Here is a 17,837-nt window from a genome sequence, read left to right as displayed (position 1 = left end):
GCTCCTCACTGATATGAATTAAGTTTATGAGCACAGCTCAATATTCTATTAATCCCCGCCTGCCATATGACAACCTGCCTTTCAAATATAACCAATTACTTTTCCTTAATAAAATCCGTTAAAGAATCTATTACCGTCAAACCTTTTACTTCCTCATCATGACCATGTGGCTGAATATAAACAGCATCCATGCCCAGTGACAATGCCGGAGCAATTTCATTAATAAAATTATCTCCGACCGATACCGCCTCAACCGGTTCAATTTTATACTGTTCAATCAGGTGCTCCATCAGTTTTTTTGTATATGCAGGCTTTTTCGCCGAGGTAATAATATGGTCAAAAACATTCGTTAAATCAAGCTCATTCAATAAACGTGTTACATCCTCCCGGTCACTGTTCGTCATCAATACAATTTGTGTTTTTTCTTTTAATTGCAATAAATAAGTACGCAGGCCTTGCAGTTTTTCTATTGTAAAATCATCTGACACGATGAATTCCTTTGTTGCCAAATAACTGCTGTAGTGTTCTTTTACACCATAATGCTTGGCACTGGCAAAAGGCAGCCACCAGCCATCTCCAATAGCAACTAAATGATTGAAATCAAATTGCTGTGGTCCAGGGTAGAACTCTCGTGTCTCTGTCTTAGACAATTTTTCACCACTCCAGCGATATGCTGCGGAAACCTCAAAGGTTAAAGAATCTATTGTTAAAATCAAATCCCGTGCAACATCATATATCTTCCCGATAGAAACAAGATGCTTTCCTGCCTTCATCGCTTCATATTCCTGTAAATATTCGTCTCGAAGTGCAGGTGTAACTTTTTCTTGCAGGAGCTTTGCATAATAGTCAAAATGCTCCGTTCCTTCATATAACGTCCCATCTAAATCGAAGATAACCAGCTTATAATCTTCCAACATTACATTCGCCCCCCCAATCCCTTTTATCATAGCATATATTATGTGTTCAACAGAGGGAAAGTGAGTCTTTAAATTACAAATAATTCCGTATCTTGATAAAATTCCTCAAAATTCGGTAGATTTCTTTTATCATAATCACTTATAATAAATATGAAACAAAATAAATTATTTCACCGGGAGGGAAATAGATTGTTCAAAAAAGGAATATTCTTATTTTTCACATTAATAATGGTATTTATGCTGGCAGCATGCGGCTCTGATTCAGGAGATGGGGACGACACGCTCATCTTAGGGTTTGTTCCATCTACAGATTCTGATAAAATCGCAGACAATATCGAGCCGATGGTAGAACGTCTGGAGGAAGAGCTTGATCGTGATGTGGAAGGACGTGTAATGACTAATTTCAGCGGACTCGTGGAAGCTTTAGGCAATGATCAGGTTCATATTGGTTTTATTCCCGCTTTTGGCTATGTTCAGGCAACTGACCGCTATGATCAAGTTGAAGTTTTCGCAAAATCAATCCGTGACGGAGAATCTTCTTATCGTGCTCAATACACTGTCCGTGCTGATTCAGGTATTGAGAGTTTAGAAGATTTAGAAGGAACAATCTGGGCATTTGCTGATCAAGGATCTACATCCGCATACTTATTCCCGGCGGCACAGCTAATGGACGACTATGGTGTAGAAGATTTAGAATCATACTTCAGCAATCAAATTCAGACCGGTTCGCATGATGCAGCATTAGTTACTGTCCTTGAAGGTGATGCAGACTTTGCAACAACATTTGAAGATGCACGTACAAACATTGTCGAGGATTATCCAGAAGCAATGGACGAGCTCGTGCAGCTGGATTTCACCGAGCGTATTCCTAATGATACAATCAGCGCAAATACAAATCTGTTAAGTGAAGAAGAAATTGCACAGATAAAAGAAATCTTTCTGGGCTTCAATGATGATGAAGAAATGATTAACGTAATGGATGAAGTGTACAACTGGACTGGTCTTGATGAAGCAACAGATGAAGAATATGATATTGTCCGTGATGTTTATAAAAAATTCCAAGATCAGTTTGACGAGTAAACAGTACCTTTAATAATCAAGAGGATTGCCGGATACTCTTATGATTCTAAGAGGAAGAGATTATCTTTCTCTTAGAATCTTATTGAAAAAAGGAGGCACTTCATCTTCATAGACTCCTGATAACCCTTAAATAAAAAGGAGATTTCCATCATGATAGAATTTAAAGATGTTTCCCTTGTTTATCCAAATGGAACACAAGGTTTAAAAAATATCAATCTTCAAATCAATCCTGGAGAATTCGTTGTTGTTGTCGGATTATCCGGTGCCGGAAAATCAACATTGATCCGCAGTATAAATCGTCTGGTTAAGCCAACTGGCGGCGAGCTGCTGATTGATAATGAGAATATTTTAAATTACGGGTCCCGTGAGCTTCGTAAACTGCGGACAAAGGTCGGTATGATTTTTCAAAATTATAATCTTGTAAAACGCTCCTCCGTAATGAAAAATGTTATTTCCGGCCGCTTAGGTCATACAGGGACGCTAAGGAGTATGTTTAACCTGTATCCAAAAGAAGACCTGGCTTTGGCATATCGCAGTTTAAAACGCGTAAATATAGCTGACAAACTGTATCAGCGTTCTGATCAATTAAGCGGCGGTCAACAGCAGAGAGTAGCCATTGCGCGCGTACTTACACAGCAGCCCAATATCATTCTGGCGGATGAACCGGTTGCATCCCTTGACCCGCCAACGTCCCATCAGGTAATGACCTATTTGCGGAAAGTAAATAAAGAAGACAATATTACTACCATCGTCAACCTGCATTTTATTGACATGGCAATGGAATATGCAGATCGTATTATCGGAATGAGAGCAGGTGAAGTTGTTTATGACGGACCTGTCAGTGATGTAAATGAGGCAACATTCGAAGAGATTTACGGAAGAAAAATTCGTGATGAGGACCGAGTAGGAGGTTCTGATGATGAGTAAAACAAATCAGCCAACATTGCAGGGCATATCATCCAATAAAACGAAATTACGGATATCTGCTATTTTCATTATCATTGTTGGTTTTTATCTGTTTACTTCAATAAAAACGGAATCTTCTCTTCTTGATTTATGGATCGGAAAAAATGGTTTTATTAATATTGCCCAAAGCCTTTTTCCTCCACATTGGAGTTATGCATCAACTGTGATGCCACAGCTGATTGAAACCTTACATATGGCAATCATTGCAACCACAGTCGCTGCACTGATCAGTATTCCTATCAGCCTATTATCGGCTGCTAACCTTTTTCCAAATCCATTTATTCATCAGCCGGTTCGTTTTATTATGAACGTGTTACGTACAATACCAGATATATTACTTGCACTGATCTTTGTAGGTATCTTTGGCGTTGGCGTTTTTCCGGGTATTATGGCATTAATCATTTTCTCTTTAGGTTTACTAGCTAAATTATTGTACGAAACTATTGAATCCATTGATATGAATCCGATTGAGGCAATACGTGCTTCCGGTGGAAATACACTGCAGGTTATTACATATGCGGTCATGCCGCAGGTACTCCCTCAATTTGTTTCGTTTGGACTGTATGTATTTGAAGTAAATGTCCGCGCATCTCTTGTTCTCGGTTTTGTAGGAGCCGGAGGTATCGGTCTTCTGTTAAATCAGCAGGTAAGCTGGGCCAACTATCCAAACGTAATGACAATTATTATTATTATCTTTATATCCGTTGTGATTATTGATTACATTAGTAACAAAATAAGGGAGCGACTAATATGACAGAATTTACGCTACCTCCTAAACCGAAGAAAACATCTTGGCAAAAAATGAGACCATATATTATTGGAATTATTCTTCTTGCCATCTATATCTGGACGTTTACAAGTATTGAAATCCGCTGGAGCCGTGTTTTCAGTCAGCATACAATTGAAAGCTTAACACGTGTTATACCTCAATTGTTCTCTCCCGACTGGTCAGCCTTCGGGAAAGTAATGGGGCTTATGTGGGAAACATTGCTGATGGCTTATACAGGTACTTTGATGGCAGCAATTTTAGCTATTCCTTTTGGCTTCTTTGCTGCACGTAATATGGTGAAAAATAAATTCTTAAACACTGCCTCAAAATGGGCATTGAATGCGATCCGTGCTTTCCCGGAGCTTGTTTTAGCTTTAATGTTCGTAGCAGCTGTAGGTCCGAGACCCTTCGCCGGGGTTATTGCCATCGCAATCGGATCCATCGGGATGCTGGGCAAGCTTTATAGTGAAGTTATTGAATCAATCGATATGAATGTAGTTGAAGCATTAGAGGCAAACGGAGCGAATAAGCTTCAGGTACTTGTGTATGGAATTATTCCACAGATTATTCCGGAATTCTTATCCTATGCAATTTACCGGTTTGAAATTGACGTCCGCGCCTCCACCATTTTAGGTATCATCGGAGCCGGCGGTATTGGAACACTCATTACCATTGCAACAACAAACCGGAATTGGTCCGAGGTTGGATTGATTTTACTGGTTATTATTGTTGTAGTTACATTGATTGATATTATCAGTGCGCAGATCAGGAAGCGGCTGGTTTAATTTCAAATAGTGCTATAAAAAATAAGATTCCATGTTAAGTTTTGGTCTTACATGGAATCTTATTTTACTTTTTTAATCACTCCGTTTAGCGCAACCTTAGAACTGGCATAATGTACTAATTGGGGCTCTCCTATAGCATTCTCCGGTAAAAATAAAGATTGTTTTTCTATATTTACCTCAGCATTTCTTATTTCCCATCGATCATGCTTAATATCTCCACGATATAACCTGCCTTTTTTATAAGACCAGAAAATATACCGCTCCAACAGCCAATAATCAAGACTCTGTTTTTCAGGATAGAAAACAGCTCCTGCTGGAAAATACCTTGCCTCAAATTCAGCAGACAGCTCTCCTTTACGGGCACTGTATATATGATATGTGTTTGCAAATTTCCTCATAACCATATCTGCATGAAGAAAAGGAGCGTTTACTATCCTTCCTCCCAAAGCAGCAGATAATTTATTTGTATCCATTGTAAAAAAATAAACACCTATTTCTCCTTTTCTCTTTATATAAGTTCTTACATTTATTTGCTGCATTGGATATGTATAAGGAACTCTTGGGAAAAAACGAAACTGGTTCCTGCTAACTGTAAAAGAGACAATACTGATCCATGCCTGTTCATTATATGTATCCAGCTCTACTTCTCTTGGAAGGTAGGTTTTTATTGTTTCAGGTGATATTGGATAGTGAAGAAACAAGATATGCTCCCATTTTTGGAGTAGAATCCAAGGGAAAGAACTATCAGATTCTGTTTTTTGTTTTATTTTTTTTAATATCATATGGAATTATCCTTGCCAGTGTTTTTTTTATTATTTAAGACTTATTTATTTTCAGTATCCCACGTTCATTAAAGTTCTAAAACAAACTGTGTAATTATCTTAGTTAAAAATATATCGATTGACCGCTTTTTTATAAATATTTACACACCACAAAAATAGTGACTTCCCACTTCAAAGTGGAAAGTCACTATTTGTCATTTTAACTATTCTTCTCCCAACCTTTTTCGTTATAATTTTTTATACGTATTAACTACATTTTCAACAGTATAACCATATCTTTCAATAACCTCATTTCCAGGTGCAGATGCGCCGAATGAATCAATACTCATAACAATTCCACTATCCCCGACGTATTCTCTCCAGCCAAGCTTAGAGCCCATTTCAACAGATACTCGTTTTTTTATATTTTTTGGTAGAACACTCTCTTTATAAGCTTCCGGCTGTTTTTCAAAACGGTCCCAGCTCGGCATACTTACAACATTGACAAATGTACCTTGTTTTTCTAATTCTCTTTGAGCTTCTACAGCTAAATTGACTTCTGAGCCGGCAGCAATTAGAATTCCTTCTGGTTCTTGAGCTGCTTTAGAAATCACATAAGCCCCTTTTTCAACACCTTCTTTGGCAAGCTCCGCTGAATCCTTTAATGTAGGCAAACCCTGTCTGCCAAGAACAAGCATTGTTGGTTGAGAAGTATTTTCTACAGCCAGCTTCCACGCCTCTTTCGTTTCATTTGCATCAGCCGGACGGATGACAGACAATCCCGGCATTGCCCGGAAGGATGCTAAATGCTCGATTGGCTGGTGGGTTGGACCATCCTGTCCTACAGCAACGGAATCATGTGTGAATACATACGTAACTGGCAGCTCCATTAAAGAGGCTAAACGGATTGCCGGACGCAGATAGTCCGAAAATACAAAGAATGTGCTGACAAATGGACGTAAATGATGAAGTGCTAAGCCATTGGCAATCGCCCCCATTGCAAACTCCCGAACACCAAAACGGAGATTTCTTCCTTGATATTGACCTCTTTTAAAATCAGCTTCATTCGTTAACCTTGTTTTCGTAGAGGAATCCAGGTCTGCAGAACCGCCTATAAATTCAGGGAGTTTCTGTGCTAATTTATTCAATGTGTCCCCTGATGCTACTCGTGTTGCCAGTGTGTCTTCTGGAGAATATGCTGGGAGTTCTGTATCCCAGTCATCAGCCAGTTCGCCGTCAATAATTCGTTTTAATTGCTCTGCAAGTTCAGGATAATCTGCTTTATAGGCTTCAAACTGTTTATGCCAATTCTCTTCAGCAGCCTTTCCATTCTCTTTAATAGACGCAAAATCCTCATACACTTCTTCTGGTACATGAAAAGGTTCATATTGCCATCCATATACTTCTTTCGTACGTTCAATTTCCTCTTTTCCTAATGGATCACTATGCGCATGATGGGTTCCCTGTAAGCTTGGAGAGCCGTAGCCAATGGTTGTTTTTATTTCAATCACAGTTGGACGCTCTTGATCTTGTTTTGCCTCTTCAATTGCTTTTGAAATTGCTTCTGTATCATTGCCAGCTTCTACTTTTAAATATTGCCAGCGGGCTGCTTCAAAGCGTTTTTGAATATGGTCGCTAAAGGAAATATCTAAGTCACCATCTAAACTGATATCATTAGAATCATAGAGAACAATAAGCTTATCCAGCTGAAGGTGACCTGCAAGAGAGATAGCTTCATAGGAAACGCCTTCCATTAGATCACCGTCACCACAAATTGTATACGTATAATGATCTACCATTTTAAAGTTTGGTCTATTATAAACCTCAGCCAAATGTTTTTCTGCAATGGCCATCCCCACACTTACTGGTATGCCTTGACCTAATGGACCTGTAGTTGCCTCTACTCCCGGAGTGATTCCGTATTCTGGATGCCCAGGTGTTTTACTTCCCCACTGTCTTGTCTGCTTTAAATCGTCAATGGTAACAGGATAACCGGACAAATGTAATAAATTATAAAGAAGATTGGACCCATGCCCTGCTGAGAGTACAAAGCGATCTCTATTAAACCAGCTTGGATTTTCAGGATTAATCGTTAAATGCTTTTTCCATAAAGCATAAGCCATTGCCGCTGCCCCCATCGGCATTCCTGCATGACCATGCTGCGCTTTTTCTACACTGTCAATGGTTAGTGTTCGAATTGTGTTAATGGATAATTCAGAAATAGTGTAATCCTTTGTAGTCATAAAAATCTGCCTCCAATATAAGATAAGATTCGTTTATTGATATAGCAGAACAAGTGCATACAATTACTGCTCACTTATATGTACTTGTTCTTTGTCGTCTTTTCTGTTTAACCAACCTTTGATTCTTCTGATTGATTATTATTTTTCTTTTTTCCTGGAACTATCATCAGAAGAATAATCACTGCTAAGCTAATCGTAATAGCAATCGGACCTGCATAGTTTGCCAGGCTTCCAAAGAAGATACCTGATACACCAAAGTCAGCATCAGAGAAGGTTGTATTGGCAAACCCTAAATCTCCAAGTACCGGCATTAAGAAAACTGGTAAGAAGGAAATGATAATTCCGTTTACAAAGGCACCGGCAACTGATCCTTTAAACCCGCCGGTAGCATTACCAAACACCCCAGCTGCTGCTCCGGTAAAAAAGTGGGGAACTACGCCCGGAAGAATAATTACTCCTCCTAAAAAAATCATGGCTACCATACTTGCAATACCACCAAGAAAACTGGAGAAAAAGCCAATTAATACGGCATTCGGTGCATAAGTGAAAATAATAGGTACATCCAATGCCGGTTTTGCATTTGGAACAAGTTTTGTAGAGATACCTTTAAATGCTGGTACAATTTCTGCCAATACAAGACGTACTCCAGATAGAATAACAAATACTCCTGCAGCAAATGTACCGGCCTGAATTAATGAAAAGACAAGAAAGTTCGTCCCCCCGCTTAATTCCGCTTCAATAAACGCTGGCCCGGCAAAAAAAGCAACAATTAAATACATTACAATCATTGTTAAAGCAATACTTACTGTACTATCTCTCAAAAAACCTAACCCATTTGGGAATTTGATATTCTCTGTAGACGTTTCTTTACTGCCTTTAAATAGTTTTCCAACTAGGCCGCTTGCTGCATATCCAACAGCACTGAAATGGCCCAACGCAACATTATCGTTTCCTGTTAATTGACGCATAAAAGGTTGCAAGATTGCTGGAGATAATGTCATTACAATACCCAAAGCAACTGATCCTGCCGCAATTAATCCGAATGTATTAAAACCGGCAACTGCCATAATAACAGCCAGCATACAAGCTAAATAAAGCGTATGGTGTCCTGTTAAGAAGATATATTTATATCTGGTAAAGCGGGCAATTAATATATTAACAATCATCCCAAAAAACATAATCAGGGCTGTTGTTGTGCCATAATCCGTTAAAGCTAAAGCAACTACTGCTTCATTATTCGGCACTACACCAGATACATTAAAAGCCTCTTCAAACATCGATCCAAATGGTGTTAGAGATCCAGATAGAATGCCTGCACCAGCTGCAATAACAAGGAAACCGACAAAAGTTTTTGTTGTTCCCTTAACGGTATCCGCAATACCTTTCTTCTGAGCAATTAAACCAATTAAAGCGATTAAAGCGACAAGTATCGCCGGTTCACTTAAAATATCAATCATTGTACTCACATGGAAAACCTCCCTTTTCAGTTAAGTGACTGTTTATAGATAACCTTTTTCACGTACCAATTTCTCTACCTTTTCACGCAGCTCATCCATATCAATAATACTTTCCATGACGATAACTTCACCTAAATGACTTCCACCGTCAGCAATATCCTTCGCTAAGAAAAAGACATCCGCATCACCTGGAGTTGCAGAACTCAAATCTGAATGTGCCACCTCTATCCCCGTCACGCCTAATTCTTGTAAAATTTGATTAATATTCATTTCTACCATAAAACTCGTACCTAACCCTGATCCACACACTGTTAAAATTTTCATAACACCTTTTCCCCCTCTTGAATAGTTGATATCATTTCGTCTATTGAATCTGTTTCTTTCAAACGATTAAGGAAAGAAGCATTTCCTAATATTTTGGTTAATTGGGCCAAAGCTTTTAAATGTGCTTCATTATCCACTGCTGCTAAGCAAATGATTAAATCAATCTGGTGCTCCTCTTTTCCTAATAATGCGGCTGGTCTTTTTAATTTAAGCATTGACATACCTAACTTATTTACACCATTCTCAGGTCTTGCATGGGGGATACCTACACCCTTTCCAACGTGGATATAAGTTCCCAATTCTTTCACATTATTAATCATGGCTTCTACATATGATTCTTGAATATTATTTTGGTCAAGTAATGGAATAGAAGCTTTACGGATTGCTTCTTCCCATTCCAGATGCTCTTCTGTGATTTGAATCATATCTTTTGTCAATAACTCGGATAACATAGGTTTATACACCTCTTTTTGATTACTTGTTGCGTAAAATAATTGAACGAGACTTCCATAAAGTTTTTCTTCATTGGTGACTGTTGCATTATTTTTGATGACAGTCATAATCTCATCAATCATCAAATGCTTTGAATGGCTCGATAAATTAGGAAAATGTTTATAAACGGATTGCAGCAAATGCTTCTTCTCCACCTGAGTCATCAACGGCTTCACTACAAATGTCGGCTTAGAAGATTCTACCGGTATGGTTGAAAATACTAAATCATAGTTTTGCACAGATATATCAGCAAATTGATCTCCATTAAACACCTCTGAAAAATATATTTCTGGAAATAATTCTTTCAGTTGAGAAGCGAGCATCATGGATGAACTGATTCCATTTGCACAAACAATTAATCCCGTAACCCGTCCAATTTCCATTGTATTTTGACGATCAATAATACTGCCAAAATGCATGGTGAAGAATCCAATTTCATCCTCACTTATTTCTTTTCCTGTCCAGCTCTCCAGTGGTAATAAGGAGCGTTTTACAAATTGGAACAGCTCAGCATACTCCGATTGGATAGTTGTTGATAAAGCATTATGAAAAGGAATTTCAAATAAAATTCGGAAGTAGGCAGGAACTAAGTGATTAAATAAACTTTCTTTCAAAAGCTGTTTATTCTTCACAGGAAGCAGTGTATTTTTTTCAAACTCCTCAATAATCTCCTCTGATAATGTTAGTAGCTCAGGGGTATCCACCCGCTGAATATGTTCTATTGCTGTTAATAATAAAATCGTTACAAGATATACTTCTTGTACTGCCCTCGCCTCTCCATACAACTGCTCAGAAAGAGAACCTGCTAAAGGAAGTAATGATTGTTTTGTCAGCAATTCCTTCTCTTCCTCCGAAAAGAATAGTTCTTCTTTTCCACCTGCCTGAAAAAATGTAAAATAATAAATCAATTCTATTTTTCTTGTTTTAACTAATTGCACCCCATGCTCTGCAAGCCATCTTTGCATGATGTCCCTTGTCTGTTTTAGAGACTCCTCCTGATTCCATGCTCTGAGAATATAAATGATAAATTCCTCTCCCATGGATTGGCCTAACAATTGATGGATACATGAAATAACACTTCTTCGTTTCTCCATCTCACTTCCTTCAATACAGTATCCTTCATTTCGGCTGTACCTGAAGATTAGACCCTTATTCTGACAACTCTTTTTTAACCTTCGTACATCACTTAGAGCGGTGTTTTTACTTACTTTAAACAGAGATTGTAAGTGAAAATTAGATACAGGCTCTTTCTTGATATAAACGTAAAGATAAATCATATAAATTCGATTATCCTCTGAAAAGTTATATTGTCCTATGCTCCTGTCAGAATGTAATTTTTTCCTTAAAACCTCTTTCGCTTCTGCCGAAATCCGAAAGTATCGATGACTGATTTCTAACTTTGGAATATTAAAACCTTCCAATATTCCATTCACCTTCTCAAAGTCATACATCAGCTGTCGATCGGATAATTTTAACTGCTGCATCAGCTCCAGCTTCGTAATCTGTTCATGGTTCATTATTTCTTCAACTAGTCGAATTGAGCGCTGATCTAACATGTTACTCTCACCTCTCACTATAATTATAAAACGCTTACAACATTGTCACAACAACGTTTAGGCACAACTTATGTTGGAATAGATTACATAGATTGTGCTTTCCTTTTCTTGTTAAAATTGTATTTTGATTAGCAGGCATGCCAGATATAATTGTACACTTATATTTTCAGGAGAGCCTCTTAGCACTTGCAAAATATGGATAGTATTAATTGAGTAAACTATTCGGTTATCATTATGTATTTTTGAAGGATACAGGATATGCCCCCACTTTAAGTAAATTTTATTTAAATTCTTACCTCTGCTATTTAAGAGTTAGGAACAACCCATTTAATCACTGACTCTCTGAACATTTTTTAACAAACTAATAATCATAGACAGTCTAAAGTTAATAATTTTTATTTATTTGATCCAATAGTATTTATTTGATAAATAGTGTAAAATAGATAATATATGGAAGGTAATTGTCGAATAACAAATGAAATATGTCTATTAGTAAAAGTTGAGGTAAATCACCTCAAAAATTTTTACAATCGAATTAGGTATATGTAATCACAAGGGAACGTACGTTCATGATATTATCTTATTAGTAATTAGAAATATTTTCTGTTATATAGATGTTAATTATCATGCTATGTAATCGTGTGATTTATAATTTATTAATTAGAACGAGGAGAGTTTAAACGTTAGATACTATTATAATTCATCACGTTTCTGCAGGTATGGAAACTGGTAATATTGGTAAGTGCACTTTAAATTCTTTATGTAGAAGCAATTACTAGACTTATAGCCTTCTCATAAAAATGAAGAAGAGTTTAATAGCCAGCAAGTAGTTTGGCTTTGATATAGATATAAAATTATAAGGGGTCGATTTTTTGAAGAAATTATTATTTTTATTAGTAGGTATGATGTTATTCTTAGCAGCTTGTAGTGATGACAGCAAAGATTCTTCAGCTGGAACTTCTACGGAAGATGAAGGTACAGCTGAAGCAAGTGCAGAAGAAGAAAGCAATAGTGAGGAAAACGAAGAATCAGCAACAGAAGAAAATGATGAAAATACTGAATCTGAAGTTGGAGACGTTGTAACAAATGAAGGTGGAGAATCAACATTAGTCAGCAAAACAGATAATATTGGTACATTTGAATCTGGGCCAATTGAGTTGACTATTAATAAAGTTAATGGAGTTTCTATGGCTGTAAATGAAGATTATGTAGATGCTTTTGAAACAGATCAATTGGAATATATACAAGTTGATATGGAAGTGGAAAATACATCTGATGATAACGTAGATTTTTATGCTTCACAAGCTATTTTAACAACTTCCACAGGAGAACAATTAGAACCAGATTTTCTTATGAGTGATCATATTGATGGTGAGTTTTTCGGTAATGTTAATAAATCAGGCTCTTCCTATTATGTACTTGAGAATTCCAAAGCCGAAGATGTTGAATCAGTACGCTTAATCTTCAGTGGGACAAGTGATGAAAATTTCGAAACTATTGGTGAAGATATAGATGTTGAAATAGATTTAAACAAATAAGCATTATATTTTTTAATAGAGACTGGGACAAAACCTGGTAAAAAGAGTAGCATCTGCAAAAATAGGCAGACGCTGCTTTTTTCTTAAAATAGACAATACACAATAGCTACACTTACTAGATAAAGTTTAATTACCTACATCATAAATATATACACATGTTACAAAGAAAATAAAAAAAGGCGCTTCCGCAAAAGTGAAAACTTTATACGAAAACGCCCTTTCAGATATTTTTTTGAAATAAAATGTTACTTTTTTGTTACCTTTTTGCCTTTAGGCTTCATAAAAAGGATGTGAACACCTTATATATCAAGGGTTTAAGAATGACTTACATCATTCCGCCCATTCCACCCATGCCGCCCATATCAGGCATTGCAGGTGCTCCGCCTTCTTCAGGCTTATCTGCTACAACAGCCTCAGTAGTCAGGAACATAGCTGCTACAGATGCTGCATTTTGAAGTGCAGAACGAGTTACTTTTGTTGGGTCAACAATACCAGCTTCAACCATGTTTACCCACTCATCCGTAGCTGCATTGTAACCAATACCGACTTTTTCACCTTTTAGACGCTCTACAATAATAGAACCTTCTAATCCAGCATTATGAACGATTTGACGAACAGGCTCTTCTAAAGCACGTAATACGATGCTTGCGCCAGTTGCTTCATCGCCTTCAAGGTTAAGGTCACTTACTTTACCGTGGATATTTACAAGTGCTGTACCGCCTCCTGGTACCATACCTTCTTCTACACCTGCGCGGGTAGAGTTAAGCGCATCTTCAATACGAAGTTTACGTTCTTTTAATTCTGTTTCTGTAGCCGCACCAACTTTGATTACTGCTACACCGCCAGATAATTTAGCAAGGCGCTCCTGTAATTTTTCTTTATCGAAATCAGAAGTTGTTTCTTCAGCTTGTGCACGAATTTGTGCAACACGGCCGGAAATTGCTTCTGGATCGCCAGAACCTTCAACAATTGTAGTATCTTCTTTCGTTACAACAACTTTTGAAGCACGACCTAATTGTTCAATTGTTGCTGATTTAAGATCCAAACCAAGATCTTCTGTAATTACCTCTGCCCCTGTAAGAACAGCGATATCTTCAAGCATTGCTTTACGACGGTCACCGAATCCTGGAGCCTTAACAGCTACAGCGTTGAATGTACCGCGTAATTTGTTTACTACTAATGTAGCAAGTGCTTCGCCTTCTACATCTTCTGCAATCATAAGAAGCGGCTTACCCTGTTGAACAACTTGTTCTAATACTGGTAATACTTCCTGGATATTTCCAATTTTCTTATCAGTAATTAAGATATATGGATCTTCTAATACTGCTTCCATTTTATCCTGGTCAGTAACCATATAAGGAGAAGAGTATCCACGATCAAATTGCATACCTTCCACTACTTCAAGCTCTGTGTTGAAGCCTTTTGATTCTTCAATAGTGATAACACCGTCATTACCTACACGTTCCATCGCTTCAGCAATTAATTGTCCTACTTCATTATCGCCTGAAGATACAGCTGCAATTTGAGAAATAGCTTCTTTGCTTTCAATTGGCTGAGAAATATTTTTTAATTCTTCTACAGCTAACGCTACTGCTTTTTCAATACCGCGGCGGATTCCAACTGGATTAGCACCAGAAGTTACGTTTTTCAGTCCTTCACGGATCATTGCTTGAGCAAGTACTGTTGCAGTTGTTGTACCATCACCAGCAACATCATTTGTTTTAGATGCTACTTCAGATACAAGCTGGGCACCCATGTTTTCAAATGCATCTTCTAATTCAATTTCTTTTGCGATTGTTACACCGTCATTTGTAATTAGCGGTGAACCGAATTTTTTATCCAAAACCACGTTGCGGCCTTTTGGTCCTAATGTTACTTTTACTGCGTCTGCTAATGTATCAACACCACGCAGCATTGCACGGCGAGCGTCTTCACTAAATTTAATATCTTTAGCCATTAAAAATTCCTCCTTCAAATTGATTCAAGGTTTCATTAAAATACATGTTCAAAAAGTTCGATGAAAATGACCGAGAAGTTCAAGGCAGCGCAGCTTTGAGTAGCGCAGCGTATGCTTTTAATACGTGAGCACCGGAAAAGCAAGCTAACGAAGAAATTCGATGTGTCATTTTTATTGGACTTTTTGAATTTCCTTTTAAAGATTCATCGTATATTTGTCTAGCCTACAATAGCTAAAATATCATTTTCACGAAGAATTAAGTATTCAGTACCTTCATATTTTACTTCAGTACCAGCAAATTTAGAGAAAATAATGCGGTCTCCTTCAGAAACTTCTAAAGCAACTTTTTCTCCATTTTCCACACGTCCAGATCCTACTGCAACTACTTCACCTTCTTGCGGTTTTTCCTTTGCAGAGTCTGGAAGTACGATTCCGCTTGCAGTTGTTTCTTCTTGTTCAACAAGTTTGATAACAACACGATCTCCTAATGGTTTAATCATGTAGAATTGCCTCCTTAATTCCAAATCATTTTATTTTTATTAGCACTCTTGTCGAGTGAGTGCTAACTCCAATTAATATAATAATTAATTCTTGTAAAAAATGCAAGCATCATGATGTTGAATTTTTAGAAAAACTTATATTCATTTTTGAGAATACGTTGTTTTCTTTATACTTCATACTTTAAAACTTTTACTATGATAAAATACTTTTTTAGGCAGTGATTACTCATCTCATCGTAAAACGTTGGGAGTAATTTTGTAATACAAATATGCAAAATTGATTTTTTTCATCGTTTGATGCATGATTTCATGTACTTCTGATTATAATTTTCAGTGACAGTTGTGTTAGAATATACGTTATGATGAACTTGCACGTCTTTAGATCAGTGGTATCATTACCCGTCCAGCAAAATCACTTATGATGTTTTCTGCTTTACGGGACAAGATGGGCAGTTCCTTTTCCCAATGCTTTTTTACAGCTGTTTTTAATTTTAGATTAAAGGAGCGTTTTTATGACTCGAAGATATATATATGTCATGCTTACATATATCATTATGCAAATTTCTGTTTATCTTGCAGTACCATTACTGGTATTGGTATTCCATGCAGACCCGGTGCTTGCTAATATTTATTGGGCTGTTTTTAGTTTTGCTGCCGGCCTTGTGATTGTTCTATGGCTGTTAAGACCAGATATGCAGGTTCGGGCTCATCCCGACGCTGCTGGCGCTGGTGCTATCATTGTCTGGTCTGTTCTAGGAATTATTATGGCACTTCTTGCTCAAGGACTGGCTGCTACGATTGAATTAGAGGTATTTGGAATAGATCCTGGTTCAGAGAATACACAGGTTCTTATGGATCTTGCTCGTATTGCACCTATATTCATTATTCTTCCAGCAATTTTTGCGCCTATATTGGAAGAAATTATTTTCCGGAAAATCATTTTTGGATCTTTGTATAAAAAAATGAATTTTTTCTTTGCAGCCTTTATTTCATCTCTTATCTTTGCCGTGATTCATTTAGACTTTCTGCATATACTAGTGTATACAGCAATGGGATTTGTTTTTGCATTCCTTTATGTACAGACAAAGCGTATTATTGTACCAATCATCGTGCATGCAGGAATGAATACTCTTGTAGTAGTGGCTCAACTTACATTAGATCCGGAAAAAATTCAACAACAGCTTGAACAAACAATTTTATTCTTTGGAGGGTAACATGCATCGACCTTATTTAGTTAAAGCAATTGTTTATGTTTTATTCGGTGCTTTATTTGTTTATTTAGGTATCCTAAGCAAAGGGGCAACCGTCTGGGATACTATTACACTTATATTGGCCGCATTTGCAGCATTAAATTTTTATGCCGGATTTCGGATGCTGCGATTTTATTTTAAAATAAAGAATAAAAAATAAAAAACTAGCTCTTAAACAGTCTCTTTCATTTCAGAAGACCTTTAAGGGGCTAGTTTTTTTATGGATAAACAATGTCCAGACTATCCTATTCCTTTTCTAAGGAATAATGCTTGAGAAAATATACAAGCGATTGTAATTCTACTGTTAAATCGATATGATGCACACGAATATGATTTGGAACAGTAATACGTGCCGGCGTGAAGTTCAGGATTCCTTTAATACCTAGATCAACAAGTCTCTTTGCAGTTGCATCTGCTTCTTCAGCCGGGATAGTTAAAATGGCGACCTCAATTCCCTTTATTTTCTCTTCTAATTCATCCACATGATAAACCGGAACTCCGCCAACTTCTGTCCCTACTTTTGATTTATCTGCATCAAATGCCATCGTGATCCGAATATTATTATTTTTTAAAAAGTTATAATGTAAAAATGCAGTACCCAGATTTCCGACACCGATTAAAGCAACGTTGGTTATCTCATGCTGATCCAGTGTACTTTTAAAAAAACCTAATAAATACTCAACATTATATCCATATCCCTTTTTCCCAAGAGCCCCAAAGTAGGAAAAATCCCTGCGGATTGTTGCAGAATCTACTTTAACAGCATCACTTAACTCTTTAGAAGATACGCGCATCTTCCCCTGCTGATATAAATTATTGAGAAATCGATAGTATAAAGGCAAACGCTTTGCTGTTGCCTGTGGAATTTTATTTTGTTCCATTGAAACGGCCTCTCTTCGGTTACTAAGTATAGAAAACAAATATTTTACCATAATCAAATATTTGTAAATATAAGTTTTCTTTGTAGTGCGTGTTCAAAAAGTTCGATAAATAGGATCAAGAAGTTCAAGGCGACTAGCTTTTTCCGAACGGACTTTCACAGGATGTGATGACTTCTGTGTTGTCCGCAAATGTTTTCCGTGGGACGAGTAATCGCAGTCCCAGTCCCAATGGAAAAAGCTAGTCAACGCACTTCTCACGTGTTGCGATGGCTTCTGCGTTGCCCACACGACGTGGGCGTTCTTAGTAGAAGATCCTCTTATCGCTGCGTCATCTTTATTGGACTTTTTGAACATCCTCTTA

The 17,837-nt window shown here is 37.3% G+C and carries 16 protein-coding genes; 7 read left to right on the top strand and 9 right to left on the bottom strand.

Annotated elements, in window-relative coordinates; all coding sequences use genetic code 11:
- Window positions 1-95 precede the first annotated feature (95 nt).
- Window positions 96-917: an HAD family hydrolase gene (locus tag MKY30_RS12355; protein WP_341084075.1), complete on the bottom strand. Its 822-nt coding sequence runs from the start codon at window positions 915-917 to the stop codon at window positions 96-98.
- A 150-nt stretch (window positions 918-1,067) separates the two neighbouring features.
- On the opposite strand from MKY30_RS12355, the gene MKY30_RS12350 reads away from it, so the two are divergent.
- The 4 genes from MKY30_RS12350 (at window position 1,068) to phnE (MKY30_RS12335) (ending at window position 4,517) form a co-directional block, all read left to right on the top strand.
- Window positions 1,068-1,997, top strand: a complete 930-nt coding sequence (locus MKY30_RS12350; protein ID WP_147212153.1) for a phosphate/phosphite/phosphonate ABC transporter substrate-binding protein — start codon at window positions 1,068-1,070, stop codon at window positions 1,995-1,997.
- Window positions 1,998-2,147: 150 nt separating this feature from the next.
- The gene (gene phnC / locus MKY30_RS12345; RefSeq protein ID WP_341084074.1) at window positions 2,148-2,924 is read left to right on the top strand and encodes a phosphonate ABC transporter ATP-binding protein; all 777 of its coding nucleotides are present in this window, start codon (window positions 2,148-2,150) and stop codon (window positions 2,922-2,924) included.
- Entirely contained in the window at window positions 2,917-3,717 is an 801-nt protein-coding gene (gene phnE / locus MKY30_RS12340; protein WP_156988296.1) for a phosphonate ABC transporter, permease protein PhnE, read from the top strand. The genes phnC and phnE (MKY30_RS12340) overlap by 8 nt, the downstream gene beginning before the upstream one ends.
- Complete coding sequence (phnE, locus tag MKY30_RS12335) at window positions 3,714-4,517, top strand: phosphonate ABC transporter, permease protein PhnE (protein WP_341084068.1); 804 nt, start codon at window positions 3,714-3,716, stop codon at window positions 4,515-4,517. The genes phnE (MKY30_RS12340) and phnE (MKY30_RS12335) overlap by 4 nt, the downstream gene beginning before the upstream one ends.
- Before the next feature lie 59 nt (window positions 4,518-4,576).
- On the opposite strand, the gene MKY30_RS12330 is transcribed toward phnE (MKY30_RS12335), so the two are convergent.
- The 5 genes from MKY30_RS12330 to MKY30_RS12310 all read right to left on the bottom strand — a co-directional run bounded on the left by MKY30_RS12330 (window position 4,577) and on the right by MKY30_RS12310 (window position 11,350).
- A complete protein-coding gene (locus MKY30_RS12330) occupies window positions 4,577-5,299 on the bottom strand; it encodes a YqjF family protein (RefSeq protein ID WP_341084067.1) in 723 nt (240 codons plus the stop codon).
- Between the two features lie 227 nt (window positions 5,300-5,526).
- On the bottom strand, window positions 5,527-7,521 hold the full coding sequence (gene tkt / locus MKY30_RS12325; RefSeq protein ID WP_341084066.1) for a transketolase: 1,995 nt from the start codon (window positions 7,519-7,521) through the stop codon (window positions 5,527-5,529).
- 107 nt (window positions 7,522-7,628) lie between these two features.
- Window positions 7,629-8,978 (bottom strand): PTS ascorbate transporter subunit IIC, encoded by a 1,350-nt coding sequence (locus tag MKY30_RS12320; RefSeq protein WP_156988298.1) that lies wholly within the window; start codon window positions 8,976-8,978, stop codon window positions 7,629-7,631.
- Between the two features lie 42 nt (window positions 8,979-9,020).
- Window positions 9,021-9,302: a PTS sugar transporter subunit IIB gene (locus MKY30_RS12315; protein ID WP_077604330.1), complete on the bottom strand. Its 282-nt coding sequence runs from the start codon at window positions 9,300-9,302 to the stop codon at window positions 9,021-9,023.
- On the bottom strand, window positions 9,299-11,350 hold the full coding sequence (locus MKY30_RS12310; RefSeq protein WP_341084064.1) for a BglG family transcription antiterminator: 2,052 nt from the start codon (window positions 11,348-11,350) through the stop codon (window positions 9,299-9,301). The genes MKY30_RS12315 and MKY30_RS12310 overlap by 4 nt, the downstream gene beginning before the upstream one ends.
- Window positions 11,351-12,222: 872 nt before the next feature.
- On the opposite strand from MKY30_RS12310, the gene MKY30_RS12305 reads away from it, so the two are divergent.
- Window positions 12,223-12,888 (top strand): hypothetical protein, encoded by a 666-nt coding sequence (locus MKY30_RS12305; RefSeq protein WP_341084062.1) that lies wholly within the window; start codon window positions 12,223-12,225, stop codon window positions 12,886-12,888.
- 325 nt (window positions 12,889-13,213) lie between these two features.
- On the opposite strand, the gene groL is transcribed toward MKY30_RS12305, so the two are convergent.
- Both groL and groES read right to left on the bottom strand, forming a co-directional pair.
- A complete protein-coding gene (gene groL / locus MKY30_RS12300; protein WP_147212144.1) occupies window positions 13,214-14,845 on the bottom strand; it encodes a chaperonin GroEL in 1,632 nt (543 codons plus the stop codon).
- Window positions 14,846-15,063: 218 nt separating this feature from the next.
- On the bottom strand, window positions 15,064-15,345 hold the full coding sequence (groES, locus tag MKY30_RS12295; protein WP_040983890.1) for a co-chaperone GroES: 282 nt from the start codon (window positions 15,343-15,345) through the stop codon (window positions 15,064-15,066).
- A gap of 512 nt (window positions 15,346-15,857) precedes the next feature.
- Between groES and MKY30_RS12290 the strand changes: the two genes are divergently transcribed.
- Window positions 15,858-16,559: a CPBP family intramembrane glutamic endopeptidase gene (locus tag MKY30_RS12290; protein WP_147212143.1), complete on the top strand. Its 702-nt coding sequence runs from the start codon at window positions 15,858-15,860 to the stop codon at window positions 16,557-16,559.
- A 1-nt stretch (window position 16,560) separates the two neighbouring features.
- Window positions 16,561-16,755 carry a YdiK family protein gene (locus tag MKY30_RS12285; protein WP_147212142.1) on the top strand — a complete coding sequence of 65 codons (195 nt, stop codon included), beginning with the start codon at window positions 16,561-16,563 and terminating at the stop codon, window positions 16,753-16,755.
- An 85-nt stretch (window positions 16,756-16,840) separates the two neighbouring features.
- On the opposite strand, the gene MKY30_RS12280 is transcribed toward MKY30_RS12285, so the two are convergent.
- On the bottom strand, window positions 16,841-17,476 hold the full coding sequence (locus MKY30_RS12280) for a redox-sensing transcriptional repressor Rex (RefSeq protein WP_147212141.1): 636 nt from the start codon (window positions 17,474-17,476) through the stop codon (window positions 16,841-16,843).
- Window positions 17,477-17,837: the final 361 nt, after the last annotated feature.

The organism is Oceanobacillus sp. FSL W8-0428 (assembly GCF_038004405.1).
In the GTDB taxonomy this organism is placed as follows: Bacteria; Bacillota; Bacilli; order Bacillales; family Amphibacillaceae; genus Oceanobacillus; species Oceanobacillus sojae.
This window is presented reverse-complemented; position numbering and strand designations above follow the sequence as displayed.